The following is a 24513-nucleotide window of genomic DNA, read 5'->3' as shown; positions in this document are numbered from 1 at the left end:
CTGAAACGGAACCGATCACTTCCAGGTCTCGTGGGGGGACCCTCTCTTGGACACCGCAGAAAGACCGGAACACCCACCGGAGCCCCAGCCCGCACCCGCACCCCCGGCCGCCCCCGCGGAGCCCGCACCCCCGGCACCCGCCGCCCCGGCCGCCCCCGCCGAGCCCCCGGCGGATGCCGCCGCGCCCGTCGTGGCCAGGCCCCGGCGCCGGTGGGGCCGTACGGCGCTGCTGATCGCCGCCGCGGCGGTCATCGGGGTCAGCGCGGGCACGGCGGTCGGCTACAAGATCCAGGCCGACCGCCCGCCGACCCCGCTCCCGCCCCTGAACCAGCCCGGCCTCGCGTACCCGGCCAAGCCCCTCCCCAAGGGCGAGGAACCGGCCCCGCTGACGGCCGCCGAGGACCGCCGCGTCAAGACGGACGGCGACCTCCGCAAGCTCATCGTTCCCAAGCCGAAGGGGGCCGTGGACCAGGACGCCTGGTGGCTGAGGAACGGCTGGGAGGACGCCCCCTCGTACGCCAGGGGTTACTTCCGTCCGGCGGACGTGTTCGAGGACCTGGTGCAGCGGGACCTCCGGCGGATCGCGGCGGCAGCCTGGGACCAGGACGGTGACAAGGAGACCCACATCGAGCTCCTGCAGTTCCGTTCCGGCGGCTACGCCATCACGCACGCGGAGCAGCTCCGCGACGAGAACTTCGAGGGCGACGGCACCCCCCTGAAGGGCAGCGGCAACGGCCGCTACTACGTCTTCCCTCCGTACGAGGAGAACGGCGAGGCGCCGGTGTACCACGCCCGCGCGGTATTCCAGCGCGGCGACATCGTGGTGGACATCAACATCTACGACAGTGAGCGCATCGGCCAGGCCGAGATCCGCTCCCTGGCCGAACGGCAACTGGAGCGTCTCTCGTGAAGTCCCTCCTGATCCGGGTCGTGCTCCCCTCGCTGCTCGTCGTGGGCGCGGTCGGCGGCAGCACCGCCCACATCGCCGTGACGATCTCCGGCGCCGACCGCACGGTCCCGACGACTGTGTGGGCCGACGCGCCGTCCGAGCAGGCGGACGACCCGGCTGCCGAAGCCTGGCGTGGCCGGGCCTCCACTCCGCTCGGCAAGAAGCTGCTGCCCGTCCCCGACGGATTCCAGCTCGGCCCGGACTTCGGCGAGCACGGCAACGATGTCGAGCTCGGCCCCGAGGCGGCCGCCGCCGCTCTGCGGGAGTCGGCCTCACACCTGCGCGGGCCGCAGCGGCGCGCCTTCGACCAGTTGATCGACGACCTCGGCGTACGGGGCCTGGCCGCGAGGACGTACTCCACCGAGTTCGCCCTGCGCGGCGGCGTGTACGAGGAGGACGTCGTGGTCGGCGTCCAGATCGCTCAGCTCGCGGACGGAGGCAAGGCCCGTCGGCTCCACAGCTACCAGACCACCGGGCTGGGCTGGCTCGGCTACGAGGAAGGCCCGGATGTGGAGGGCCATGAGAAGAGCGCCTCGTGCCACCTCGCGCCGGAGGACGAAGACGAGCGGCGACTGGACCAGGGCATCAGCGAGATGGTGTGCCTGGGCTACAAGTCCGATGCTCTCGTGACGGTGACCGTGCAGGGGGGCGGGCCATTTGGCTGGGTGATCAGGGACATGGTGAAGGAGCAGTTCGACCACATCGACTCGCCGGGGAAGTACGTATGACTGACAAGAAGACCACCGCCACCCCGGACGCGCCGACCGCCGCCCCCGAAACACCGGTTCCCGAAACGCCCACGCCTGCGGCGTCCGCCCCGCATGCCGAGGGCGCCGCAGCGGGCCCGGTCGGCGGCGAGGGTCCTGCCGCGCCACCGGCCGTCCCGCGTGGCCGACGCGTCGGGTTCGCCGTGGCGCGGTGGGCCGCCGCCGTACTCGTGTGCGGTGCGCTCGGCACCGGTACGGCCTACGGCATCGCCTCCCTGGACCGCACCGACGTGCCCGGCCTCGCAACCGAGAGCGACGGCCGCTGGGACTACCCGCGGCTCACCCTCCCGGCGCTGCCCGAGGGCCGTCAGCGGCCCTACACCGACGGCAACCGCCATCACATCCACCACGCCGACCTGCGCGACCTCCTGCTTCCCGCCCCGCTGGGCGCCACAGCGGACAAGGAGCTGGGCGGCGGCTGGGTGACGGAGTCCCGGTACCTCTCCGAGTACGCTGAGGAGCACCGCCCCGGCCTGGAGCAGGCGCTGGCCGACCACGGGGTCCGGCACATCGCCGCCCGGGGCTGGACCATGCCGGACGGCACCGCCACGCGGATCTATCTGCTGCGACTCACCTCGTCCGACATGGCGGAGGAGTTCTTGCAGGCGGGGATCGGGCACGGCCTGTCCCCGGACACGGCACTGAACAGCGCCCCGGAGACCCGGCTCGACGAGTCGTGGGAGTGGGACGAGCTGACAGGGCCCGTCACCCTGCACGTCTACGACGAGGTCCCGCCGCTCGGCGCCGAGCACACCCGGCAGGCGTACATCGTGTCGGGGGACACCCTCGGGCTTGTTGTCCAGTCGCGCAAGGGGGTCGCCCAGGCCGTCCCGTTCCGGCAGACGGTGCTGCTCCAGAGCCAGCTCCTCGGCTGAGCCGCGCGGCGGGCGCACCTCACAGGTGAGGGCCGGGTCGCACCCATTAGGCTGGGACCCGGCCCCTATACCGAACCGCCGCTCACCCGAGGAGCACCCCGTGCTTGAGGCTTTCTTCTCCGCCCTGCTGGTCCTGGTCTGCGTCGGCGTCCTCGCCTTCGCCGGTCTGACCGTGAAGAAGCTGTACCAGGGCCAGCGCTGACCCCCCGCACCCGCACAGATCGCCAGGCAGCCTGACATCATGATCCAGATCCCGTCCGACCTGCACCCGGACCTCGTCCCCCTCGCGTTCCTGCTCGGCACGTGGGAGGGCGCGGGCGTCTCCGACTTCCCCGGCGCCGAGAAGTGCAACTTCGGCCAGTCCGTGACGTTCGGCCACGACGGCCGGGACTTCATCGAGTACACCTCCCGCACCTGGGTGCTGGACGCCGAGGGCAACAAGGTCCGCCCGCTGGAGAGCGAGAGCGGCTACTGGCGCATCGACAAGGACCGCAGGGTCGAGGTCGTCATGGTCCGCGACCAGGGCATCGTCGAGGTGTGGTACGGCGAGCTCGCCGACAAGAAGCCGCAGATCGACCTGGCGACCGACGCCGTCGCCCGCACCGCCGCGTCCGGCCCGTACAGCGGTGGCAAGCGGCTGTACGGGTACGTCAAGAGCGACCTGATGTGGGTCGGCGAGAAGGCCACCCCCGAGGTGCCGCTCCGCCCGTACATGTCGGCGCACCTGAAGAAGGTCGTCACGCCGGAAGAGGTCGAGGCCATGGCGAAGAGCCTGGGCGACCTGCCGGACGACGGCATCGCCTTCTTCAAGTAGGCGGATTTCCCCGGTAGCCCCGGCCGCGCCGGTCGGTGCTCCTACACTGGAGCGCGTGGTGAGCACCGACTGGCAGAGCGACCTGCGGCAGCGCGGTTACCGGCTGACGCCCCAGCGCCAGCTCGTCCTGGAGGCGGTGGACGCGCTGGAGCACGCCACGCCCGACGACATCCTGACCGAGGTCCGCAAGACGGCCTCCGGGGTGAACATCTCCACCGTCTACCGGACGCTGGAGCTCCTGGAGGAGCTGGGCCTCGTCAGCCACGCCCACCTCGGGCACGGGGCGCCCACCTACCACCTCGCCGACCGCCACCACCACCTCCACCTGGTGTGCCGGGACTGCGGCGACGTCATCGAGGCGGACGTGGCGGTCGCCGCCGAATTCACCCGCACCCTGCTCGACGGCTTCGGCTTCGACACCGACATGAAGCACTTCGCGATCTACGGCCGCTGCCGTACCTGCACCGAGAAGGCGCGCGCCGAGGAGCCCGACGGCGAGTCGCGGGCGGCGGACGACGGGTCGCGGGCGCCCGACGGGCAGTAGCAGGCGGCGGACGGCGAATCGTACGGGTCGAACGGCGAGTCGTAGGCTGGACGCCATGCAGCGACCTTCACCGACCAGCCCCCTGCTGTCCCTGCCCGGCGCCGTCCCCGCCGAGGGGCGCGACGAAGGTGTCGCCGCGCACTACGGCGACCCGTTCCGCGAGCAGCGCGCCCTCGTCGGCGGCAGCGGCCTCGTGGACCTCTCGCACCGCGGTGTCGTCACCGTCAGCGGCGAGGACCGGCTGAGCTGGCTGCACCTGCTGCTCACCCAGCACGTCAGCGAGCTGCCCGCGGGCCGCGCCGCGGACGCGCTGATCCTTTCCGCGAACGGCCACATCGAGCACGCCCTGTACCTGGTGGACGACGGCACCACCGTGTGGGCGCACGTCGAGCCGGGCACGCGCGAGGCGCTGATCGCGTACCTGGAGTCGATGAGGTTCTTCTACCGGGTCGAGGTCGCCGACCGCACGGACGAGTACGCCGTCGTGCACCTGCCCGCCGGGTCGATCGCCGAGGTCCCGGACGGCGCGGTCGTCCGGGAGGTCCCGCACGGCCGCGAGGTGTTCCTGCCGCGCGCCGGACTGGAGGCGTACGCCGCTCAGCACGGCCCGGCCGCAGGGCTCCTCGCGTACGAGGCGCTGCGCGTGGAGGCGCACCGGCCGCGGCTCGGCTTCGAGACCGACCACCGCACGATCCCGCACGAGATCGGCCTCATCGGGCAGGCCGTCCACCTCCAGAAGGGCTGCTACCGGGGCCAGGAGACCGTCGCGCGCGTCCACAACCTGGGGAAGCCGCCGCGCCGCCTGGTCTTCCTGCACCTGGACGGCAGCGAGGTGCACCTGCCGCCGCACGGGGCGTCCGTACGGCTCGCGTCCGACGGCCCGGACGGGCGGCAGCTCGGCTTCGTCACCACGGCGGTGCGCCACTACGAGCTGGGCCCGATCGCGCTCGCCCTGGTGAAGCGGAACGTGCCGGTGGACGCGCCGCTGGTCGTCGGCGAGGGCACGGCCGCCGCGCAGGAGACGGTCGTCGAGCCGTAGCGCTCAGACCTCGACCAGGACCGTGAACGGGCCGTGGTTGGTGAGGGAGACCCGCATCTCCGCGCCGAACCGGCCCGTCGCCACGGTCGCGCCCGCCTCCCTCAGCCGCGCCACGACCTCGTCCACCAGCGGCTCGGCCACCGGCCCCGGCGCCGCCGCGTTCCACGTGGGGCGGCGGCCCTTGCGGGCGTCCCCGTACAGCGTGAACTGGGAGATCACGAGCAGCGGCGCGTTCACGTCCGAGCAGGACTTCTCGCCGTCCAGCACGCGCAGGCTCCACAGCTTCCGCGCCAGCCGCGCGGCCTTCTCGGGGGTGTCGTCGTGGGTGACGCCGACGAGGACGCAGAGCCCCTCGCCGGTGATCTCCCCGACGGTCTCGCCCGCGACCTCGACCCGTGCCCCGTGCACCCTCTGTACCACTGCTCGCATGGCCCCCAACTTACCGAGGGCCGAACGGGTGCACACGACTGCGCATCGCATGGCGGAGTGGCACCATGCCTGTCAGGCGGTGCGCTTGAAGCACCGGTCGAGGGGACGGAACACCATGAGCACATCTGGCGCCGGGCACCAGCCCGGCACCGCATCGACCACCTGTGCCGGGCCCGCGTCCGAGCGGTCCCGTCCGCCGATACAGCGGCCCGCCGCCGAACCGCCCGCGTACGAACCGCCCGCCGCCGCCCGCGCGTCGGCCGGGACGCCCCGTGGCGTCGCCGGGACCACCCGGGCCGCCGCCGGGACGACGCGGGCCGTCGGCTTCGCCGCGCTGGCGGCCGTACGACCACAGGAGACCGCCGTGTCGCCCGACCTGAGGACGCTCCGCCTGGACGAACTGCGGGCGCTGCGACGGGACTCGCACACCGACGAGGCCGATCTGAGCTATGTGCGGCGGCTGTTGCAGGGCCGTATCGACATTCTCCGCGCGGAACTGGCCCGCAGGGCGGCGCCCGAAGTGTCGGTCATGCACCGGCTTTCGGAGATCCTCGCGGACGCGCCGTCGGGCCGCCGCCCCAGCTCGGCCCGGCACGTGACGCTGTCCACGCCGCGCAGCGAGGAGTACCGGCTGCTGGCCGCCGAGATGCTCGCCGAGGTGGAGCTGTCCGACCTCGCGGCCCGTACGGACGAGGAACTGGGCGAGGCCATGGGCCGGCTGGCCGGGTACGAGCAGGTCGTGTCGCGGCGCCGCCAGGAGCTCCAGCGCACGGCGGACGACTGCAGCGCGGAGATCGCCCGCCGGTACCGCGACGGCGAGGCCCAGGTGGACGACCTGCTGGCTTGAGCATCGGGATCTCGGTGCCTCGGGTGCCTCGGGTGCCTCGGGTGCCTCGGAGTTCTTGGGGGTCTCAGGTTCTCGGGGTTTCCGGGCCGGGGGCCTCGGGGTCCGGTGGGGGACGGGCGGGGGGAAAACCCTGATGCGGGCGGGCCGGGCGGCTGTCTAGCGTGGTCGCCATGACGTCCGCACCCGCCCTTTCCGGCGTCCTCGTCCAGCGCACCCTCACCGAAGAGGACGTGCCCGACTGGATACGCGCGCTGCACACCGGTTTCGTACGCCCCCCGACGCCCTCCCCGGAGGAGGTCGCGGTGCGGCTGCCGTACTACGACCTGTCGCGGATGCGCGGGGTGTTCGACGGCGGGCGCTGCGTGGCGACGTTCCGGTCGTTCGCGCAGGAGGTGACGGCGGTCGGCGGCGCGCCCGTGGCATCGACCGCGATCACCAACGTGTCCGTGTCGCCGACGCACCGCCGCCGGGGCATGCTCTCCCGGATGATGGACGCCGAGTTCGCGGCGGCCCGGGAGCGCGGTGACGTGCTCTCCACGCTGATCGCCGCCGAGTACCCGATCTACGGCAGGTTCGGTTTCGGACCGGCCAGCCGGTTCACCCAGTGGAAGGTGGACCTGCGCCGCGCCGCCCTTGACCCGCGCTGGTCCGGCCCGGAGGACGGCGGCCGGATCGACCTCGTGGACGGCGCGACCCTGCGCGAGATCGGTCCCGAGGTGTACGACGGGGCGCGTGCGGTGCGGCACGGCATGGTGAGCCGCTGCCCGCGCGACTGGGAGCGCCGAACCGGCTGGAACCTGGTGCCCGATGACCCCTGGCGGGAGCCGTTCCACGCCATGTACCGCGCCGCGTCCGGGGCGGTGGAGGGGTACGTCACGTACGCCGCCGACGAGGGGTGGGACGACGGCAACCAGCCACTGCTCACCCTCACCGTGCGGGACCTGGTGGCGACGACCGCGGCGGCCGAGCGGGCGCTGTGGCGGTATGTGTGCGCGATCGACTGGGTGACGTTCGTCAAGAGCGGCCACCGCGCGCCCGACGACCTGCTGCCGATGCTCCTGCCGGACCCGAGGGCCGCGCGGGCGGTGACGCACTCGGACATGCTGTGGGTGCGCGTCCTCGACGTCGTACGGGCGTTGGAGGCGCGGACGTACGGGGCGTCCGGCTCGCTGGTACTGGACGTGCGGGACGCGGCGGGCATATCCGGGGGCCGCTACCGGCTGGACGCGTCCCCGGAGGGCGCCACCTGCGCGCGCACGGCGGAGTCGGCCGATCTGGAGCTGGACGTGGCGGAGCTGGGCGCGCTGTACCTGGGCGACGAGTCGGTGGAGCGGCTGGTGGCGCTGGGCCGGGTCGCGGAGTGCGCTTCGGGGGCCGCCGCGCGGGCGGACCTGCTGTTCCGGGCCGCGCGCCGGGCGTGGTGCCCGGACATCTTCTGACGGGAAGCCGGCGGGACGGGTGGGGGCGGCCTGGCGGGCCGCCCCCGCATCCGTACGGCGTGCGGTCGGCGCGTACGGGCCCGGGGTGCGGCGGTCAGCGCGTGCGGGCCCGGAACAGCGCCCCCGACAGGCCCAGGGCCACCGCCAGCAGACCGCCGCACCACGCCAGCGCGGTCCACGGCGCGTCGCCCGCCGGCTGGTCCAGCAGCAGGCCGCGCAGCGCCTCGATGACCGGGGTGACGGGCTGGTGCTCGGCGAAGCCGTGCAGCCAGTCGGGCATCGTGTCGATCGGGACGAACGCGCTGCTCGGGTAGGGCAGGAACATCATGAAGAAGGTGAACCCGCTCGCCGACTCCGGGGTGCGTGCCAGCAGTCCGGCCGCCGCCGACAGCCACGACACGGCCAGCACGAACGCGAACAGCAGCCCCAGCGCCGCCGCCCACCCGGCGAACCCGGCCTCCGGGCGGAAGCCGATCAGGAGCGCGACGCCGATGACGAGCCCCGTGGACAGCACGTTCCGCAGGAGGCTCGCCCCGACGTGCCCGGCGAGGATCGGCGTCGCGCCCACGTCCAGCGACCTGAACCGGTCCACGATCCCGGCCTTCATGTCCTCGCTGACCCGCACGGCGGTGGTGGACGCGCCGAACCCGGCGCACAGCAGCAGCACCCCGGGGACCACGTACGTCACGTACGAGGTGCGCGTCCCGGTGTCGATGGCGCCGCCGAAGAAGTAGACGAAGACCAGCATCAGCATCACCGGCAGCACCATGGCGGTGATCAGCGCGTCGATGTTGCGGCGGCTGAGCCGGATGCCCCGGCCGACGAGGGTGAGGGCGGCGTCAGACACGGCTGGTCTCCTCGGAAGCGGTGGTCGCGGCGGTGGTCGCGGTGGTGGACGCGGTGCTGGACGGCGTGCCGGTCAGCGTCAGGAACACGTCGTCGAGCGTGGCGGTGTGCAGGGAGAAGCGGGCGATGTCCGTGCCGCCGGGGTCGAGCGCGTCGAGCAGCGCCCGGACCTGCGGGGCGGTGCCGTCGGTGGGCAGGCCCAGCGTGAGGTCGCCGGGGGAGTGGCGCAGGGCCGGTTCGGACGAGGCCGTTCGGGGCCCGGCGGGCGTCGTCGTTCCGGTCGGGGCCGTGCCGGGCCCGGTGAGGGACGTCCCGCACGGTGCCGTACCCGGCCTGGTGAGGGTCGTTCCTGAGACCAGCGCCCCCGCCCGCTCCGCCAGGCGCCCGTACGCCTCCGCGCCGGTGGCCACCAGATCCAGCCGGTGGCCCGCCACGCGGGACTTGAGCGACTCGGCCGTGCCCTCGGCGACGACGCGCCCGCCGTCCATGACGGCCACCCGGTCGGCCAGCTGGTCGGCCTCCTCCAGGTACTGGGTGGTGAGGAACACGGCCGCCCCGCCCGCCGCCAGGTCGCGCACCGCCTGCCACAGCTCCTGGCGGCTGCGCGGGTCCAGGCCGGTCGTCGGCTCGTCCAGGAAGACGACCTCTGGCTTCCCGACGAGGCCCGCCGCGAGGTCCAGCCGCCGCCGCATGCCGCCCGAGTAGGTACCGGCGCGGCGGCCGCCCGCGTCGTCGAGGCCGAAGCGCTCCAGCAGTTCGGCGGCGCGGCGGCGGGCGGCCCGGCGGGACAGCCCCGAGAGCCTGGCCATCATGCGCAGGTTCTCGGCGCCCGTCTGGAGGTCGTCCACGGCGGCGTACTGCCCGGTGAGGCTGATGGCCCTTCGCACCCGGGCCCGCTCGGCCACCACGTCGTACCCGGCGACCCGGGCGCTGCCGCCGTCCGGCGGGGTGAGCGTGGCCAGGACGCGGACGGTGGTGGTCTTCCCGGCGCCGTTCGGGCCGAGCAGGGCGAAGACGGTGCCCCGCTCCACGCGCAGGTCGAGACCGTCGAGGACGGGGCGGTCCTTGTACGACTTGCGGAGGCCGACGGCCTCGACGGCGGTCCCCGTCTCCCCGGTGCCGACGGTGCTCTCGCGGCTGTGGAAGGTGCTCGGTGTGCTGCCCGGCATGGATCTCCCCCTTTACTGCGTATGACATACGCGCTACTGCGTAAGGGTTACGCATTACTAGGATGGGCGTCAAGCGGCCCGGTGCGCGGGCCGGAGTCCAGGAGGGGTGAGCCGGTGGCGGACAGCGGCGACACGGGGCTCACGCCCGGCCTAGAAGCCGCCTGGGGCCTGCGCGAACGCCCCGCCAAGGGGCCGAGGCCCGGCCTGAGCGTGCACCGGATCGTGGACGCGGCGGTCGTGGTGGCCGCGTCCGAGGGGCTCGCGGCGGTCTCCATGGGCCGGGTCGCGAAGGAACTCGGCGTCTCCACCATGTCGCTGTACCGGTATGTCGGCTCCAAGGACGAGCTGTACGTGCTGATGCAGGACGCCGCGATCGGCGCGCCCCCCGACCCGCCGCCGCCCGGCACCGGCTGGCGCGAGGCCCTGACCGCCTGGGCCTGGGCGCAGCGCGCGATGTTCCAGCGGAACCTGTGGGTGCTGCACGTCCCCGTCTCCGGCCCGCCGGTCACGCCGCACTCGGTGGCGTGGTGGGAGACCGGCATGGCGGCGATGACGGACACGCCGCTGGACGAGGGCGCCAAGATCTCGGTGGTCCTGCTGATCGGCGGGTTCGTGCGCAACGAGACCCGGCTGATGGCCGACATCGACGCGGCGGCCGCGGCGACGGGCGATACGCCCGAGCAGGTCATGGGCCGCTACGGCCGCGCGCTGCGGCTCCTGGCCGACCCCGAGCGGTACCCGTCGGTGGCGCGGGCGCTGGACTCCGGCGTCATGGAGGGTCCCGACGACCCCGACCACGAGTTCCGCTTCGGCCTGGAACGCCTGCTGGACGGGGTCCAGGTGCTGGTGGAGCGGCTGGACCGCTGAGACGGCCGGGCCCGCGAAGGGCCCGGCGGCGGGCGGGCGGTCACCGTGGCGGGGCCGCCCGGTCACCGTGGCGGGGCCGCCCGGTCGCCGTCCCGGCGCACGGTCGCCCGGCGCACGGTCGCCGTCCCGGCCCGGCGTCGGGCCCCGTGACCAACCGCCCCCGGCAAGGCGGTCGTACGCCCCCTCCGGCCGCGTACCGGCGGCTACGATCGGCCGTGTGGAGTGGGGGTACGGTCACCGCGCCGGCCGTGTGCGCGCCCCGGAGCGGGCGCCGTGACGCTCGTGGTCCTCGGCGCCGACGCGGCGGTCGCCCGGGCGGCGGCCACGCTGCCCGTCGAGGTCGTCCACGTACGCCTGCCGGGCGCCGCCCCGCTCGGCGTACCCGCCGCCGCGCACCTCACGGCCGACTACCAGCACGGCCCGACGTTCCGGGCGTTCGTGGACGAGGTGCTGCGCCCGCTGGCCCCGGCCGCCGTCGTCTCGCTCACCGAACTCGGCCTCGAACCCGCCGCCTCGGCAGCGCGGCGCCTCGGGGCGGCGGGCGTGCCCCCGGAGGTCGTACGGGCGACGCGCGACAAACTGGAGATGCGGCGCGTACTGGAGCGGGCGGCCCCGCACCTGAACCCGCCGTTCGCGGCGGGGGACGACGCCGAGGCGGTGGCGCGGCTGTTCGGTCCGTCACGCGCGGGCGCACCGGTGGTGGCCAAGCCCGTCGCGGGGACCGGCAGCAACGCCGTCATGCTCCTGCGCGCCCCGGGCGACCTGCCCGACGACCGACGGAACCGCGCGACCCTGCTCGAACGGTACGTCCACGGGCGGGAGTTCAGTGTGGAGACGCTGTCCTCGGGCGGGCGCCACACCTGCCTGGGCATCGCGGAGAAGCGCACCGAGGGCGAGGCGTTCGTGGAGGTCGCCCATCTGATGCCGCCGCCGTCGCTGGACGCCTCCGGGCGGCGACGCGTGGAGCGGGCGGTAGCGGAACTGCTCGACGTGGTCGGTCTCACCGACGGCCCGGCCCACACCGAGGTCAAGGTGGACGGCGACCGCGTCACCGTGATCGAGACGCACAACCGCCCCGGCGGCGACGGCATCCCCGACCTCGTACGCCTCACCCGGGGCGTCGACTGGCGGCGCGCCGCCCTCGGCTGGCCGGTCGGCGTGGGCCCGTGCGAGGAGCCCGCCCGCGCGGTGGCGGCGGCGACCGTCTTCGTCACGGCGCCGCCCGGCCGCGTCACGGCCGTCGCCCCGCCACCCGCCCCGACCGCGTGGCGCCTCGAACACTGGGACGTGCCGGTGGAGCCGGGCGACCCGGTGACCCCGCTCCGGTCGTCGGCGGACCGGCTCGGCATGGCCCTGCTGACGGCGGACGGCGCGGACGCGTGCGCGGCGGCGGTCGACGAGCTCAGGTCGCGCGGGACCGTCACCACGCACACCCCCGAGGAAGAAGGCACATGAACCCTTGTGAACACCTCCCCGGCCCGCTCGTCTCCCCGCACTGGCTGGGGGAGCGGCTCGGGGCGGCCGGACAGGTCGTCCTGGACGCGTCCGTGGGCGCCCGTCGCGCGGTCGCCCGGCGGGTCCCGGGCGCGCTGCGCTTCGACATCGACGGCCCGATGTCGGACCCGGACGCGCCGCTGCCGCACACGATGCCGGACGCGGACCGGTTCACGGAGGAGGTGCGGAAGCTGGGCGTGGACGACACGAGCACGGTCGTCGTGTACGACGCGGCCGGGATCTACTCGGCCGCCCGCGCCTGGTGGATGCTGCGCGCGTCGGGCTTCGACCGGGTGGCCGTACTGGACGGCGGGCTGCCCGGCTGGGCGGCGGCGGGGCTGCCGGTGGAGGACGCCGCCCCGGCCGCCGCCGCCCCGGTGCGGGGCGGGTTCACGGCCCGGCCGCGCGACGGGTGGTTCGTCGGGAGCGGCGCCGTCGCGGAGGCCCTCGCGGACCCGGGCGCTGGCGTGCTGGACGCCCGGACGCGCGGCCGCTTCGCCGGTACGGAGCCCGAGCCCCGTAGCGGGCTGCGCGGCGGGCACATGCCCGGGGCGGTGAACCTGCCGTTCGGCGAGCTGCTGGACGGGGCGGGGCGGATGCGCCCGGTGGCCGAGCTGCGCGCGCTGTTCGCGCCCCTGGTGGGGGAGGGGGACAAGCGGCTGGTGTTCAGCTGCGGCTCGGGCGTGACGGCGTGCGTCCTGGCCCTGGGCGCGGAGCTGGCCGGGTACGGGGACCTCGCGGTGTACGACGGTTCGTGGAGCGACTGGGGGAGCCCGTCGGACCTGCCGGTGGCGCGGGGCCGGGCGGGGTCACCCGTCGAGCTCCCGGACCAGCGCGTCCCCGTCGTCGTACAGTTCGAGCCCGAACGGGACACCGAACGACCCCAGGAGCGCGGCGAGTTCGTCCAGGCGTCGCGGCTCGACGACCCGGTTCAGCAGGACGCCGTCCCCGTCGCCGAGCGGTTCCAGCTCGACGCGGCACCATGAGGTCTCGACCTCGTACCCGCCCAGGACGACGACCGCGTCCGCCACCCGGCCCGGACGAAGCGCCCGGCGGCGTAGGGCGGGTGGCCACCGCGCAGGACGCCGCACACGTTGTTGGCGGCATCCTGCCACTCGGCCGCGAGGGGCGTCCCGTCGTCGGAGAGGTCCATGCCCGGATGCTCCCGCGCCACCCGCCGGGGGTCAACGCCACCCCGCGCGTCCGGAGTCCGGGCGGCGGGCGGGCGGGACGGCGGGCCGTCCCTCGGCCCGCAGCGTGGCGTCGGACACCCGTGCCCGGTCCGTCGCGCCGGGCGGCGGGGCCAGCGTGATCCCCGCGTCGGTGAGGATGCCGAGGTCCAGCTCCCAGGCGATCCGCGAGCGCCGCTCCCACACCTCGAACGCCGCCGCGATGTGCTCCCGCGCCTGCGCCGACGACATGCGCGTGACCTTCACCAGATGGGCGAACGCCTCCGCCTCGACGCCCCTGACCTGGGCGTATCCGTAGTGCGTGACCGTGTGGCAGTCGGTGCACAGGCAGATCAGCCGCTTCAGCGTCTGCACGCGCGCCGCCTCGTCGTACGTCCACCGCTCGTGGGCCTCCAGCCAGCGGCGCCGCTCGCGGTCCTCGGCGGCCCCGCACGCCTCGCAGCGCCGCCCGGCCCGCCGCGTGATCATCCGGCGGAGCCGCTCCCAGTCCTTCTGGTCCACGCATGACCGGACGTTGGTGAACCAGCAGGTCTGCGGCACCAGGTCCACGAACAGCCCGCTGCCCAGGCTCCGGTCCTCCCCGGGCAGCAGGTCGGGCACGTCCGGCGCGGCGGCCCACCGTGCGAGCTCCGCCATCCCCGGCCGGGGCGCGTACCAGCGCTTGACCGCCGGGTCCCACCGCGCTCCGCCCTGCTTCGCCGCGTCCTTCTCCGCGTACGGCACGTCCAACCAGAGCCGCTCAACCGCCATGCCGTTCCTCCCCGTTGGCGTCCGACGCCCATGCTGGCACGCACCGGCACGCCTCGGACAGCCCGCCTGGGCACGGCTCAGATCCCGGCAGTCGCGGAAAGACGCAGGGCTCGACCGGTACGAGCGGACCCGGTCGGCCACGGCGCACTTCCTGGCCTTCTTCGCGGCCGGCTTCGCCGACCTGAACAGCCTGACCTGGCTGCTCATCTCGCTCCGGCGACGGGCCGAGGACGACGTCAAGGGCAAGACGGCCTCTCTGCGGCTGCTCGCCATCGGCCTGGGCGCCGCCGTCCTCATGCCGACGGTCGGATGGTTCGCCTCACGGAGGGCCTCTGGGTCCTGGCGGCCGCCATGGCCCTGTTCGCCCTGGACGGCGCCCGGGTCTCCCGGTCTACGCACCACCCACGGGCGCCATGTCCCCGGAACCCGAGGCGGAGGCGGAGGCGGTGTGACGGTGACGGTCGGGAAGGCACCCTGAAGGGGCGTCGGGAGGTTCCCGGGGGCCCCGGAGTGTGTAACCGGTGCTAGCGAACGCTTGCAATTGTTAGCGAAGATGAGGCAGCATCAGGGCATGGCATCACTCAACGTCGGCAATCTCGGCGAGTATCTGCGCGAGCAGCGGCGCACGGCGCAGCTGTCGTTGCGGCAGCTCGCGGAGGCGGCCGGGGTGTCGAATCCGTACCTGAGCCAGATCGAGCGCGGGCTGCGAAAGCCGAGCGCGGAGGTGCTCCAGCAGGTCGCGAAGGCGCTGCGGATCTCCGCCGAGACGCTCTACGTGCGGGCCGGGATTCTCGACGAGCGGGACCGCGAGGAACTGGAGACGCGGGCCGCCATTCTCGCCGACCCGTCGATCAACGAGCGGCAGAAGCAGGTGCTGCTCCAGATCTACGACTCCTTCCGCAAGGAGAACGCGCTCGACTCGGCCGACGCCACCGGTGATGCCGGAGCAGGCACAGGATCTACCGAACTCTGACTCCGCGACGCTCGCGCGCACCGCCGCGCGACGAACCCGCGACACGGGAGGACCACCAGACCATGGCCATCATCGACGAGCTGCGTACGCCCCTCTACTTCGCCGCCGGTACCGCCGACCTCGCCGTGCAGCAGGCCCGCAAGATCGCGGCGGAGGCCCCGTCCAAGCTGGACGCGGTGCGCAACACCGACCCGAAGGTCGTCCAGGAGAAGGTCGCCGCCCAGGCGAAGGAGGCCCAGACGACGCTTCAGGCCAAGCTCACCGAGCTGGTCGGCGGTCTCGACACGGACCTGAAGAAGCTGGGCGAGACGGCTCAGGGCCTGGCCCTGCGGGGCGTCGGCGTGGCCACCGAGTACGCGGTGCGGGCCCGCGAGACGTACGAGAAGGTCGCCGAGCACGGCGAGCAGACCGTCAAGGCGTGGCGGGGCGAGGCCGCCGAGGAGATCACCGAGATCGCCATCGCCGTCGAGCCCGACCCGGCCCCGGCCGACAAGACCACCAAGGCCGACGAGACCGACAAGACCGACAAGACCACCGGCCCCGAGCGGACCGACGAGCCCGCCGCTCGGGAACAGGCGGACAAGGCCGACGACACCGAGGCCCCGTCCACCACCGCCGCCAAGGCCACGGGCGCCGCGCGCAAGAGCGCCGCCCGCAGGGCCGCCGCCCGGAAGACCGCCCCGTCGGGCACCACCGACCAGAAGTGAGCGGAACCACCGCCCGGCCCGGGCCGCCGCCGAGCCGGTGCGCGGCCCGGCCGGGCACATTCACGGTTGTCGGAGCGTTGTACGGGTACCTTGGCCGCGAGGCGCTCCATCCACCTACCAGGCGGTGCTCACCATGCTGATGTCCGGCTTCAACTCGATGATCGGGACGCTGTTCTTCTTCGCGACGCTCGGGTTCGCCCTGGTGGCGCTGGTCTTCGCCGCCCTGGCGCGTGAGGACGCCTACCGGGCGGCGGACAAGCAGACCAAGTCGTTCTGGCTGATCATCCTGGGCGTCACGGTCGCCGTTGACCTGTTCATCGGCTTCCTGGTCCTCCAGCTGGCCGGTCTGATCGCGAGCATCGTGTTCCTCGTGGACGTCCGCCCGGCGCTCCGCCAGGTCTCGGGCGGCGGCCGCCGGGGCTCCAGCAGCGACGGCCCCTACGGCCCGTACAACGGCGGTCGCTGACCCCCAGCCCGGGTGCCCACCGCACCCGGCCGCCCCGGTCCCACGCCCCGCACGCCGGAAGCCGCCCGCCCCCGGGCCCGTGCCGCCGCCTCACCGGCCCGTAAGCTCCGCCACCCGCGCCGAAGCATCGCGGCCACCGGCCGGGTTCGTGCCGCGCACCGGCCGGGCCCGCGCCGCCACCCGCACGAGAGGCAGGCGGGCACCGCCCGTAGGCAGCTGCCGCGTTCCCGGCGTCCCGCACGTGCCCCGCGCCCCCCGTCGGGGCCCGGGACGAGCACCTTCCGCCACCGGCCAGTACAGGCAGCCGCCGCACAAGGCGGACGCGCCGCTCCGCCCCCTGCTGCCTTCCGGGCGCCCCCGCCCTCCCCAGCCACCGCCGGGCCGCCCGCGCGCCGCCATCGGCCCAGCCACGCCGCATCCGACACGCACCGGCCATGAGCCGGAGCGAGGCGCGGGGGCGACCGGTCAGCGAGCGGCTCGGTCCAGGAGGAGGACCGCCACGTCGTCCGTCAGCTCGCCGTCGTTCAGATGGCGGACCTCGGCGACCGCGGCCTCCAGGAGTTCCTCGCCGGCCAGGCCGCGGGCCAGCTGGCGGTTGACCATCTCGACCATGCCGTCCTGGCCGAGGCGCGGCGAACCGGGGCCCGCCGAGCGGCCCTCGATCAGACCGTCCGTGTACATCATCAGGCTCCACACCCCGCCCAGTTCCACCTGCCGCCACGGCCAGCGGGCGTTCGGCAGGAGACCCAGCGCCGGGCCGCCGTCCTCGTACGGGAGGAGCTGGGCGCCCTGCGCGGGGCGGGCCACCAGCGGCGCCGGGTGCCCCGCCAGGCACAGCCCGGCCCTCCGCCCGTCGGGCGCGATGTCCACCGTGCACAGGGTCGCGAAGATCTCCTCGCTCTCCCGCTCGTGCTCCAGCACCTGCTGAAGCGTGGACAGCAGTTCGTCGCCGCACAGCCCGGCGAACGTCAGCGCCCGCCACGCGATGCGCAGCTCCACGCCGAGCGCGGCCTCGTCCGGCCCGTGCCCGCACACGTCGCCGATCATCGCGTGCACCGTCCCGTCCGGGGTGCGCACCGTGTCGTAGAAGTCACCGCCCAGCAGCGCCCGTGAGCGCCCCGGCCGGTAACGGGCCGCGAACCGCAGGTCCGAGCCCTGGAGCAGCGGCGTCGGCAGCAGCCCCCGCTCCAGCCGGGCGTTCTCCTGGGCCCGCAGCCGCGACTCGGCCAGCTTCACCTGCACCGAGTCGGCCCGCTTGCGCTCCACCGCGTACCGGATGGCCCGGCTCAGCAGCGGCCCGTCCAGCTCCTCGCGGAACAACCGGTCCTGCGCGCCCGCCCGTACCGCCTCCGCCGCCAGCTCCGCGCGTTCCGACGTCGCCAGGGCCAGCACGGCGTGGCGCGGGGCGACCCGCAGCACGTGCCGCAGCGCCGACAGCGGGTCGTCACCGCGCCGCGCGTCGGCCGGCAGGTCGAGATCGACCAGGACGCAGTGCACATCGTCGGTGAGCAGCCGCTCCGCCTCCGTGAGGTTCCGCGCGGTGCGTATGCGGACCCGGCCACCGGCGGCGTCGATCAGCTCCGGGACGGTGAAGGTGCCCGCAGGGTCGTCCGCGATCACCAGCAGGGTGAGGTCGCCGCTCGACACGTCGAGGGCGTTGACCCTCTGTCGCTGCGCGGGCAGGGGCGCGGGTACGGGCATCGGTTCGGTTTCCTTCCCTCCCCCCGAGGGTGCGGTGGAGCGCCGGACGACGCCCCGCCGACGGGGACCATAGCGGCACCCGGCGCCCGAACGGAATGGCGATCAACGATGAGTCCCCGGCATATGCCGCGCAAGGGGAGGTAGTTGGCCACCCCCTCATGAGAAACATCACGTGAGCGGCGCGATCCACCCGTCCTGCGGCCCACCGGGGCGCTCTCCGAACCGAATTGCCCGGAATGCTGCTACTTGTCCGGGCGGACGACCCCCAGGATCGGCAGGGAACCGGCTCCCGCCACCGTGATGTGCCGGCCCGGGCGCGGGGCGTGGACCATCGCGCCGTCCCCGATGTACATCGCCACGTGGCTGGCGTCATCGAAGTAGATGATCAGGTCGCCGGGCCGCATGTCCTGGACCGCCACCCGGGGCAGCAGCCGCCACTGCTCCTGCGACGTGCGCGGTATGCCGCGCCCGGCCGCGCCCCACGCCCGCTGCGTGAGCCCGGAGCAGTCGTACGAGTCCGGCCCCTCGGCCCCCCACACGTACGGCTTGCCGACCTGCGCCATGGCGAACTCGATGGCCGCCCTGCCCTGCTCGCTCGCGCTGCGGTTGATCTCCTTCAGGGCGCCCGACGCCAGCCACTTCGTCTGCGCGTTCAGCTGCGCCTGCCGCTCCAGGCGCCGCAGCCGCTCCCGCTCGGCGGCCTCCAGCTGTGACTCCAGCTTCTCCGCCGCGGCGATCTTCTCCGTTATCAGCTTCTTGGTCCTGGCCTGCCGCGCCCGGTTGGCCTCCAGGCGGGTGTACTCGGCGCTGGCGTCCCTCGTGTACGTCTCCAGGTCCTCCTGGCGCTGCTGGAGCTCCGCCAGCAGGTCCCTGGTCGCCTTCTGGCCCTGCGCGAGCCGGTTGGCGCCCTCCAGGAACACCTGCGGGTCGTCGGCGAGGGCGAACTTCGCCTCCTCCGGGATGCCGCCGTTGCGGTACTGGGCGCGGGCGGCCGCTCCGGCGCGCCGCTTCAGCTCGTCGATCCTCGCCTGGCCGTCCACGATCTTCCGGGACAGCTTCACGATCTCGGCGGACTGCTTCTTCGCCTGCTCCTCCGCGAGGTTGTACGCGTCGGTGGCGGAGGCCGCCTGCCGGTACAGCGCCTCGATCTCGGCGCGCACCTCCTCCAGGCTCTTCTTCGGCTGCTGCGCGGTCGCGCCGGGTGTCGGCGCGGGTGTGGGCGCGGGCGCGGCGTGGGCCGGGGCCGCGAGAACGGTCAGGGCGCACACCGCGGTGATCGCGATGATGACGCGACGGCGTCGGTTCACAGGCTTCCCCCTCCGGACTTCGACCGACCAGGCGGCACCGCACCCCATCTGATTTACCGTCAGTAACTTCGGGTGCCGCTGGCGATCGTGCCATGTCACTGGCGAAAGTAACAGGGTCGCGCAGGGGGTCCTGCCGTCCGTCCACAGGCTGGGGGCCATTGGCGCCACCACGCCGGTTTTCCACAGGGCGTACTTGCGCCGGAGCGGCCCCCGTGCTCCATCCCGGGCGGCCGCGACGGCGGCTCGCGAGGGAGCCGGTGCGGGTGGTCCGCGAGGCCCGGTCCGCCACGTACGCCCATGTACGCCCATATGGGCCCAGGTACGCCCGAGTGGGGCTGCGTACGTCTGCGTACTTCTGCCTACGCCTGTGGGGCGGCCGCGACCCAGCCGCGAGGCGCCAGCGCGTCCCAGCGCACCGTCAGCTCGCCCTGCCGCCAGCGCCGCCGCCCGCCGCTGAGCGGCCAGTCCGCCGCCAGGGCCGAGGCCGTCGCGATCCACCGCTGCCGGGCGCCCAGCGAGGCGTACGGGGCGGCCGCCGCCCAGGCCCGGTCGAAGTCCCGCAGGAACGCGTGCACGGGCTCGCCCGGCACGTTCCGGTGGATCAGCGCCTTGGGCAGCCGCTCCGCCAGGTCGGAGGGGCGGTCCAGCGAGCCGAGGCGCGTGGCGAACGTCACCGTGCGCGGCCCCTCGGACCCGAGCGCCACCCAGACGTGGCGCCGCCCGATCTCGTCACAGGTGCCCTCCACGAGGAGGCCGTCCACCGGCGTGAGGCGCCCGCACAGGCGCGCCCACACGTCCGGGACCTGCTCCTCGTCGTACTGGCGCAGCACGTTCGCCGCCCGGATCAGGTCCACGGGCCCGGCGACGGGCACCTCGAAGCCGCCGTGCGCGAACGACAGGCCCTCGCGCGCGTAGGGCTGGGCGGCGGCCACGCGTGCCGGGTCGATCTCCACGCCCACCACCCGCGCGCGCGGGTCGGCGTCCCGGCGCAGGCGGTCCAGCAGCTCCACGGCGGTCCAGGGGGCGGCGCCGTACCCGAGGTCCACGGCGACCGGCGGTACGGCGGCGCGCCGCAGGGCCGGGCCGTGCGCGTCCGCGATCCAGCGGTCCATGCGCCGCAGGCGGTTGGGGTTGGTGGTCCCGCGCGTGGGACTCCCGACAGGGCGTGTCATACGCGGAGCCATGCCCACGAGCGTAAACGTTCTCCGGAACGGCCCATCCGGCTCCACCGCCCCGCCCTGCCGTCGGGCGCCCGCCCGCAGACTGTCCCCGCCCCCGCTGCCGGGTGACTCCCTCCGGGCTGTCCCGGCCCCCTGCTGCCGGGTGCCCGCACTCCCGTCCGCACCTTCTTGGTGCGCCCGCCCGCCCCTGCGGCCCGCCCCGCCCGACGGGAGCCGCCCCAACGTGCGACTCCACCCGCCACGACGCCCCGCCCGACCGGCGTGCCCGCCCGCCGCCACCGTCGGCGCCCCGGGCCGCCCCCGGGCCCGCGTGCGGCCTCTTCCCGGGGCCCCCGCTCCCGGCGCCCGCCGTACCCCGCCACGCCCGCACGCCGACGGCTGTGGAGGGCGTCCCCGCCCACCGTCGGCCCGAAGGCGGCCTTGCCGCCCTGCGCGACCATGGCCGAGGCAACCCCACCGCCGCCCCCGCCCCCGCCCCCGCGCGCGAGGCCCCGAGCCCTTTGCGACGTGCCCGCCCGCCCCAGGCAGGCGTCAGGCCACCGGGGACCCCACCTCGCCCCGGGCCCCCGCGCCCCCTCCCGGCGCCCGCAGTACCCCGCCCGACGCCCCCGTCCGCCGGGCCCGCACCCACCCCCGTAATGAATTGGTAAAGCGGAAATGAAACCGTCCCCCTCCGCTGTTGTGCCGGGCGGAGAGGAGCTTCGGGCCTCTCCTTCGCCATGCCGCGCCCGACCTGTCCCTGAGCGGAAGGACCGACGACGTGAGCCAGTACGTGTCCCGGTTCGCCGGCACCCTGGTACCGCCGCCACGGCTCCGGCTGCCCGGGCGGCACCGGCGCGGGCCGCGGCGGGTCGCCATGCTGAGCGTCCACACCTCCCCGCTCCACCAGCCCGGCAAGGGCGACGCGGGCGGCATGAACGTCTACATCGTCGAGCTGGCGAAACGTCTCGCCGCCATCGACATCGAGGTCGAGATCTTCACCCGCGCCACCGCCGGCGGCCTGCCCCGCTCGGTCGAGCTCGCGCCCGGCGTCCTCGTACGGCACATCGAGGCCGGCCCCTACGAGGGGCTCAACAAGGAGGACCTCCCCGCCCAGCTGTGCGCCTTCACACACGGCGTCATGCGCGCGTGGGCCCGCAACCGGCCCGGCCACTACGACCTGGTCCACTCCCACTACTGGCTCAGCGGCCACGTGGGCTGGCTCGCCGCCGAGCGGTGGGGCGCCCCGCTCGTCCACGCCATGCACACGATGGCGAAGGTCAAGAACGCCGCGCTCGCCGAGGGCGACACGCCGGAGCCCGCCGCCCGGGTGATCGGCGAGACGCAGATCGTACGGGCCTCCGACCGGCTGATCGCCAACACGTCCGGCGAGGCCGACGAACTGATCCACCACTACGACGCCGACCCCGCGAAGGTCGCCGTCGTCCACCCCGGCGTCAACCTGGACCGCTTCCGCCCCGCCGACGGCCGCGCCGCCGCACGCGCCCGCCTGGGCCTGCCGCAGGACGCCTTCGTACCCCTCTTCGCGGGCCGCATACAGCCGCTGAAGGCCCCGGACGTGCTGCTGCACGCCGCCGCCCGGCTCCTCGAAGCCGAGCCGTCCCTGCGCACCCGCATGGTGGTACCCGTCGTCGGCGGGCCCAGCGGCAGCGGTCTCGCCAAACCGGAGGGCCTGCAGAAGCTCGCCGCCAAGCTCGGCATCGCCGACGTGGTCCGCTTCCACCCGCCGGTCGCCCAGCAGGAGCTGGCCGACTGGTTCCGCGCGGCGAGCGTCCTCGTCATGCCGTCCCACAGCGAGTCGTTCGGGCTCGTCGCCATCGAGGCCCAGGCGACCGGCACGCCCGTCGTGGCGGCCGCTGTCGGCGGCCTGCCGGTGGCCGTACGGGACGGCGAGACCGGGTTCCTGGTCGAGGGCCACGACCCGGCCGACTACGCGCGCGTACTGGCCCGGTTCGCCGCCGACCCGCACCTCACGGGCCGCCTCGGCGACGCCGCCGCGCGTCACGCGAGGTCCTTCGGCTGGGACCGGGCTGCGTCGGCCACGGCGGAGGTGTACGCGGCTGCCATGCACGCGCACCGCCGTCGCGTACGCTCGCCCCATGGCTGACGCACAGCAGATCATCGAGTCCGCACTGCGCGACGCCGACCTGGCCTGGGAGTCACCGGAGCCCGGCTCGTACGTCGTCACGCTGCCCGGCACCAAGAAGCTGTCCACCACGCTCTCGCTGCGCCTGGGCAACCACTCGCTGTCCCTCAACGCATTCGTGATCCGCCACCCGGAGGAGAACGAGCCCGCCGTCCACCGCTGGCTGCTGGAGCGGAACCTGAAGCTGTACGGGGTCGGGTACGCCGTGGACCCGCTCGGCGACATCTACCTCACCGGCAAGCTCCCGCTGTCCGCCGTCACGGCCGAGGAGCTGGACCGCCTGATGGGTTCCGTCCTGGAGGCGGCGGACGGGGCGTTCAACACGCTGCTGGAGATGGGCTTCGCGTCGGCGATCCGCAGGGAGTACGAGTGGCGGGTCTCGCGCGGCGAGTCCACCCGCAACCTCGAGGCGTTCAGCCACCTGACGCAGCCGTCGAAGTAACGCCGTCTACGCCCTCAACGCCCTCAACGGCGCATGGCGTACGGCCACGTCGGCGAGGCGCCTTACCGCAGGCCTGTGGCGGCCCGTCAGGAGTGGCCGGGTACCGGCCAATCAGGCGCCGACGCGCGAACTGGGGGCGTACGACACCCCCGTGTCCGTACGCCCCCAGAGTCCTCAGCCGTCCGACGCATCCGTCATACGGCGCTGACCTCACCCTTCTTGCCGACGACGGACGCGCCCCCGGCACCGGCATCCATCCCGGCACCGGTGGCGACACCAACCCCGGCACCAACACCAACACCGTCCCCCGCTCCGGTCTTCCCCGCCCCGGCGTCCCCCTCGGGCTCGTCGCCGCTCAGGGCGCGCCGCAGCAGAAGGGCGTACCCGGCGGCGGCCACGAGCGCGACGGCGGCGCAGCCGAGCCACAGCACGGCGGGACCCGGGCCCTCCACGACCCATCCGGCGGTGACCGGCGCGACGAACCCGCCGATCGACCACGCCATGCCCATGACCCCCTGGTACCGGCCCCGGGCGTGCACCGGGGCGAGGCGGGCCGTCGCGGCGGCGTTCACCGGGATGTAGACCATCTCGCCGACCGTCCACACGACCACGGTCAGCGCGAACACCAGCGGCGAACCGGCCAGCGCGGTGGCGCCCGTGCCGACCGCGAACAGCAGCGCGGACGTGACGAGCAGCGCGACGGGGGAGCGCTTCTCGGTGATGCGGTTGACGAGCAGCTGGAAGGCGACGATGACGACGCCGTTCACGGCGATGACCACGCCGTACGACTCGGGGTCGAGGCCCTGGGAGGTCATCGTCAGCGGCAGGCCGACCCACGGGGTGCTGAAGACGGTGCACACGAGCAGGCTCAGCAGGACCAGGGTCCGGAAGGGCCCGTCCCGCAGCACGTCCAGCGTGGTCAGCCGGGACTCGGCGGACCGCTTGCCGTCGGCGTTCACCGGCGCGTCGGGGCGGGTCTCCGGCAGCCGTACGAACACGATCAGCGCGCACAGCGCGGTCGCGACGGCCTCCAGCAGGAACAGCGTGCGGTAGCCGAGGAACAGGGCGGCGCCGCCGCCGGTCGCGGCGATGGCGAAACCGAGGTTGAGGGCCCAGTAGTTCAGCGCGTACGCGCGGCGCCGGTCGTGCTCAGGGACCTGGTCGGCGATGGTGGCGCCGATGGCGGGCCGTACGGACTGCATCGCGACGCCCATCAGCAGCACCACCGCGGCGACCGCCCAGGGGCTGGTCACGAACGCGAGCGCCGCCGCGCAGGCCGCCGCCGCGAGGTGCCCGGTCACCATGGTGGGGCGGCGCCCCCACCGGTCGCTGAGCATGCCGCCCAGCGGTGACCCGGCGATGCCGCCGAGCCCGTGCAGGGCGACGACGAGGCCCGCGTACCAGCCGGAGAAGCCCAGCTCCTGAGTGAGGTACAGCGACAGGAACGTCAGGACGAACGCGCCCGTGCGGTTGACCAGCGTGGACAACCAGAGCCACCAGAAGCCCCCGGGGAGCCCGGACACGGTGCGCCGGGCTGATCGTATGAGCGGAACGATGGACACGCGAGCTCC

Annotated in this window: 23 protein-coding genes and 1 pseudogene; 16 read left to right on the top strand and 8 right to left on the bottom strand. The window is 74.3% G+C overall.

Translation table 11 applies throughout. From position 1 onward, the window contains the following. Positions 1-46 precede the first annotated feature (46 nt). The 6 genes from J116_RS12745 to ygfZ all read left to right on the top strand — a co-directional run bounded on the left by J116_RS12745 (position 47) and on the right by ygfZ (position 4988). The gene (locus tag J116_RS12745) at positions 47-910 is read left to right on the top strand and encodes a hypothetical protein (RefSeq protein ID WP_079147716.1); all 864 of its coding nucleotides are present in this window, start codon (positions 47-49) and stop codon (positions 908-910) included. Continuing rightward, complete coding sequence (locus tag J116_RS12740) at positions 907-1677, top strand: hypothetical protein (protein WP_023587460.1); 771 nt, start codon at positions 907-909, stop codon at positions 1675-1677. Before J116_RS12745 ends, J116_RS12740 begins: the two co-directional genes overlap by 4 nt. Beyond that, positions 1674-2591 carry a hypothetical protein gene (locus J116_RS12735; RefSeq protein ID WP_023587459.1) on the top strand — a complete coding sequence of 306 codons (918 nt, stop codon included), beginning with the start codon at positions 1674-1676 and terminating at the stop codon, positions 2589-2591. The genes J116_RS12740 and J116_RS12735 overlap by 4 nt, the downstream gene beginning before the upstream one ends. A gap of 241 nt (positions 2592-2832) precedes the next feature. After that, positions 2833-3405, top strand: coding sequence for an FABP family protein (locus J116_RS12730; RefSeq protein ID WP_023587458.1), 573 nt, complete (start codon positions 2833-2835; stop codon positions 3403-3405). Between the two features lie 55 nt (positions 3406-3460). Then, positions 3461-3949 carry a Fur family transcriptional regulator gene (locus tag J116_RS12725; protein ID WP_079147715.1) on the top strand — a complete coding sequence of 163 codons (489 nt, stop codon included), beginning with the start codon at positions 3461-3463 and terminating at the stop codon, positions 3947-3949. 55 nt (positions 3950-4004) lie between these two features. Then, positions 4005-4988: a CAF17-like 4Fe-4S cluster assembly/insertion protein YgfZ gene (gene ygfZ, locus J116_RS12720; RefSeq protein WP_023587456.1), complete on the top strand. Its 984-nt coding sequence runs from the start codon at positions 4005-4007 to the stop codon at positions 4986-4988. Positions 4989-4991: 3 nt separating this feature from the next. On the opposite strand, the gene dtd is transcribed toward ygfZ, so the two are convergent. Beyond that, positions 4992-5417 (bottom strand): D-aminoacyl-tRNA deacylase, encoded by a 426-nt coding sequence (gene dtd, locus J116_RS12715; protein ID WP_023587455.1) that lies wholly within the window; start codon positions 5415-5417, stop codon positions 4992-4994. A gap of 115 nt (positions 5418-5532) precedes the next feature. On the opposite strand from dtd, the gene J116_RS12710 reads away from it, so the two are divergent. Next, positions 5533-6264 (top strand): RsiG family protein, encoded by a 732-nt coding sequence (locus J116_RS12710; protein WP_028963992.1) that lies wholly within the window; start codon positions 5533-5535, stop codon positions 6262-6264. Between the two features lie 170 nt (positions 6265-6434). Further along, positions 6435-7703, top strand: coding sequence for a GNAT family N-acetyltransferase (locus J116_RS12705; protein ID WP_037947534.1), 1269 nt, complete (start codon positions 6435-6437; stop codon positions 7701-7703). 94 nt (positions 7704-7797) lie between these two features. Here the strand turns inward: J116_RS12705 and J116_RS12700 are convergent, their stop codons facing one another. After that, positions 7798-8550 (bottom strand): ABC transporter permease, encoded by a 753-nt coding sequence (locus J116_RS12700; protein ID WP_023587453.1) that lies wholly within the window; start codon positions 8548-8550, stop codon positions 7798-7800. After that, a complete protein-coding gene (locus J116_RS12695; protein WP_023587452.1) occupies positions 8543-9718 on the bottom strand; it encodes an ATP-binding cassette domain-containing protein in 1176 nt (391 codons plus the stop codon). The genes J116_RS12700 and J116_RS12695 overlap by 8 nt, the downstream gene beginning before the upstream one ends. A 114-nt stretch (positions 9719-9832) precedes the next feature. Between J116_RS12695 and J116_RS12690 the strand changes: the two genes are divergently transcribed. From J116_RS12690 to J116_RS12680, 3 genes and pseudogenes are all read left to right on the top strand, one after another. Further along, on the top strand, positions 9833-10585 hold the full coding sequence (locus J116_RS12690; RefSeq protein WP_023587451.1) for a TetR/AcrR family transcriptional regulator: 753 nt from the start codon (positions 9833-9835) through the stop codon (positions 10583-10585). 273 nt (positions 10586-10858) lie between these two features. Further along, complete coding sequence (locus tag J116_RS12685) at positions 10859-12040, top strand: ATP-grasp domain-containing protein (RefSeq protein ID WP_023587450.1); 1182 nt, start codon at positions 10859-10861, stop codon at positions 12038-12040. Beyond that, a pseudogene (locus J116_RS12680) lies at positions 12037-12882 on the top strand (sulfurtransferase); the annotation flags it as partial. The gene J116_RS12685 and the pseudogene J116_RS12680, both read left to right, overlap by 4 nt. Positions 12883-13263: 381 nt before the next feature. Here the strand turns inward: J116_RS12680 and J116_RS12675 are convergent. After that, entirely contained in the window at positions 13264-14019 is a 756-nt protein-coding gene (locus tag J116_RS12675; RefSeq protein WP_023587448.1) for a DUF5710 domain-containing protein, read from the bottom strand. A 571-nt stretch (positions 14020-14590) separates the two neighbouring features. Here J116_RS12675 and J116_RS12670 point away from each other — a divergent pair. The 3 genes from J116_RS12670 (at position 14591) to J116_RS12660 (ending at position 16165) form a co-directional block, all read left to right on the top strand. Continuing rightward, complete coding sequence (locus J116_RS12670; RefSeq protein WP_023587447.1) at positions 14591-14992, top strand: helix-turn-helix domain-containing protein; 402 nt, start codon at positions 14591-14593, stop codon at positions 14990-14992. Positions 14993-15054: 62 nt separating this feature from the next. Then, positions 15055-15699 carry a hypothetical protein gene (locus J116_RS12665; protein ID WP_023587446.1) on the top strand — a complete coding sequence of 215 codons (645 nt, stop codon included), beginning with the start codon at positions 15055-15057 and terminating at the stop codon, positions 15697-15699. A 133-nt stretch (positions 15700-15832) separates the two neighbouring features. Then, on the top strand, positions 15833-16165 hold the full coding sequence (locus J116_RS12660) for a DUF2516 family protein (protein WP_023587445.1): 333 nt from the start codon (positions 15833-15835) through the stop codon (positions 16163-16165). A gap of 465 nt (positions 16166-16630) precedes the next feature. On the opposite strand, the gene J116_RS12655 is transcribed toward J116_RS12660, so the two are convergent. The 3 genes from J116_RS12655 to J116_RS12645 form a co-directional block, all read right to left on the bottom strand. Continuing rightward, positions 16631-17866, bottom strand: coding sequence for a PP2C family protein-serine/threonine phosphatase (locus J116_RS12655; protein WP_023587444.1), 1236 nt, complete (start codon positions 17864-17866; stop codon positions 16631-16633). Between the two features lie 242 nt (positions 17867-18108). Further along, complete coding sequence (locus tag J116_RS12650) at positions 18109-19173, bottom strand: C40 family peptidase (RefSeq protein ID WP_023587443.1); 1065 nt, start codon at positions 19171-19173, stop codon at positions 18109-18111. A 359-nt stretch (positions 19174-19532) separates the two neighbouring features. Continuing rightward, on the bottom strand, positions 19533-20357 hold the full coding sequence (locus J116_RS12645; protein WP_028963991.1) for a class I SAM-dependent methyltransferase: 825 nt from the start codon (positions 20355-20357) through the stop codon (positions 19533-19535). Between the two features lie 757 nt (positions 20358-21114). Here J116_RS12645 and mshA point away from each other — a divergent pair. Together mshA and J116_RS12635 are read left to right on the top strand one after the other, a co-directional pair. Further along, positions 21115-22461, top strand: coding sequence for a D-inositol-3-phosphate glycosyltransferase (gene mshA / locus J116_RS12640; protein ID WP_023587441.1), 1347 nt, complete (start codon positions 21115-21117; stop codon positions 22459-22461). Further along, positions 22454-22942, top strand: a complete 489-nt coding sequence (locus J116_RS12635; RefSeq protein ID WP_023587440.1) for a type III secretion system chaperone family protein — start codon at positions 22454-22456, stop codon at positions 22940-22942. Before mshA ends, J116_RS12635 begins: the two co-directional genes overlap by 8 nt. Before the next feature lie 194 nt (positions 22943-23136). On the opposite strand, the gene J116_RS12630 is transcribed toward J116_RS12635, so the two are convergent. After that, the gene (locus J116_RS12630) at positions 23137-24465 is read right to left on the bottom strand and encodes an MDR family MFS transporter (RefSeq protein ID WP_235617342.1); all 1329 of its coding nucleotides are present in this window, start codon (positions 24463-24465) and stop codon (positions 23137-23139) included. Positions 24466-24513 lie beyond the last annotated feature (48 nt).

The organism is Streptomyces thermolilacinus SPC6, assembly GCF_000478605.2.
Classification (GTDB): Bacteria; Actinomycetota; Actinomycetes; order Streptomycetales; family Streptomycetaceae; genus Streptomyces; species Streptomyces thermolilacinus.
Note: the sequence above shows the minus strand (reverse complement) of the source record. Positions and strands in the feature narration are given on the sequence as shown.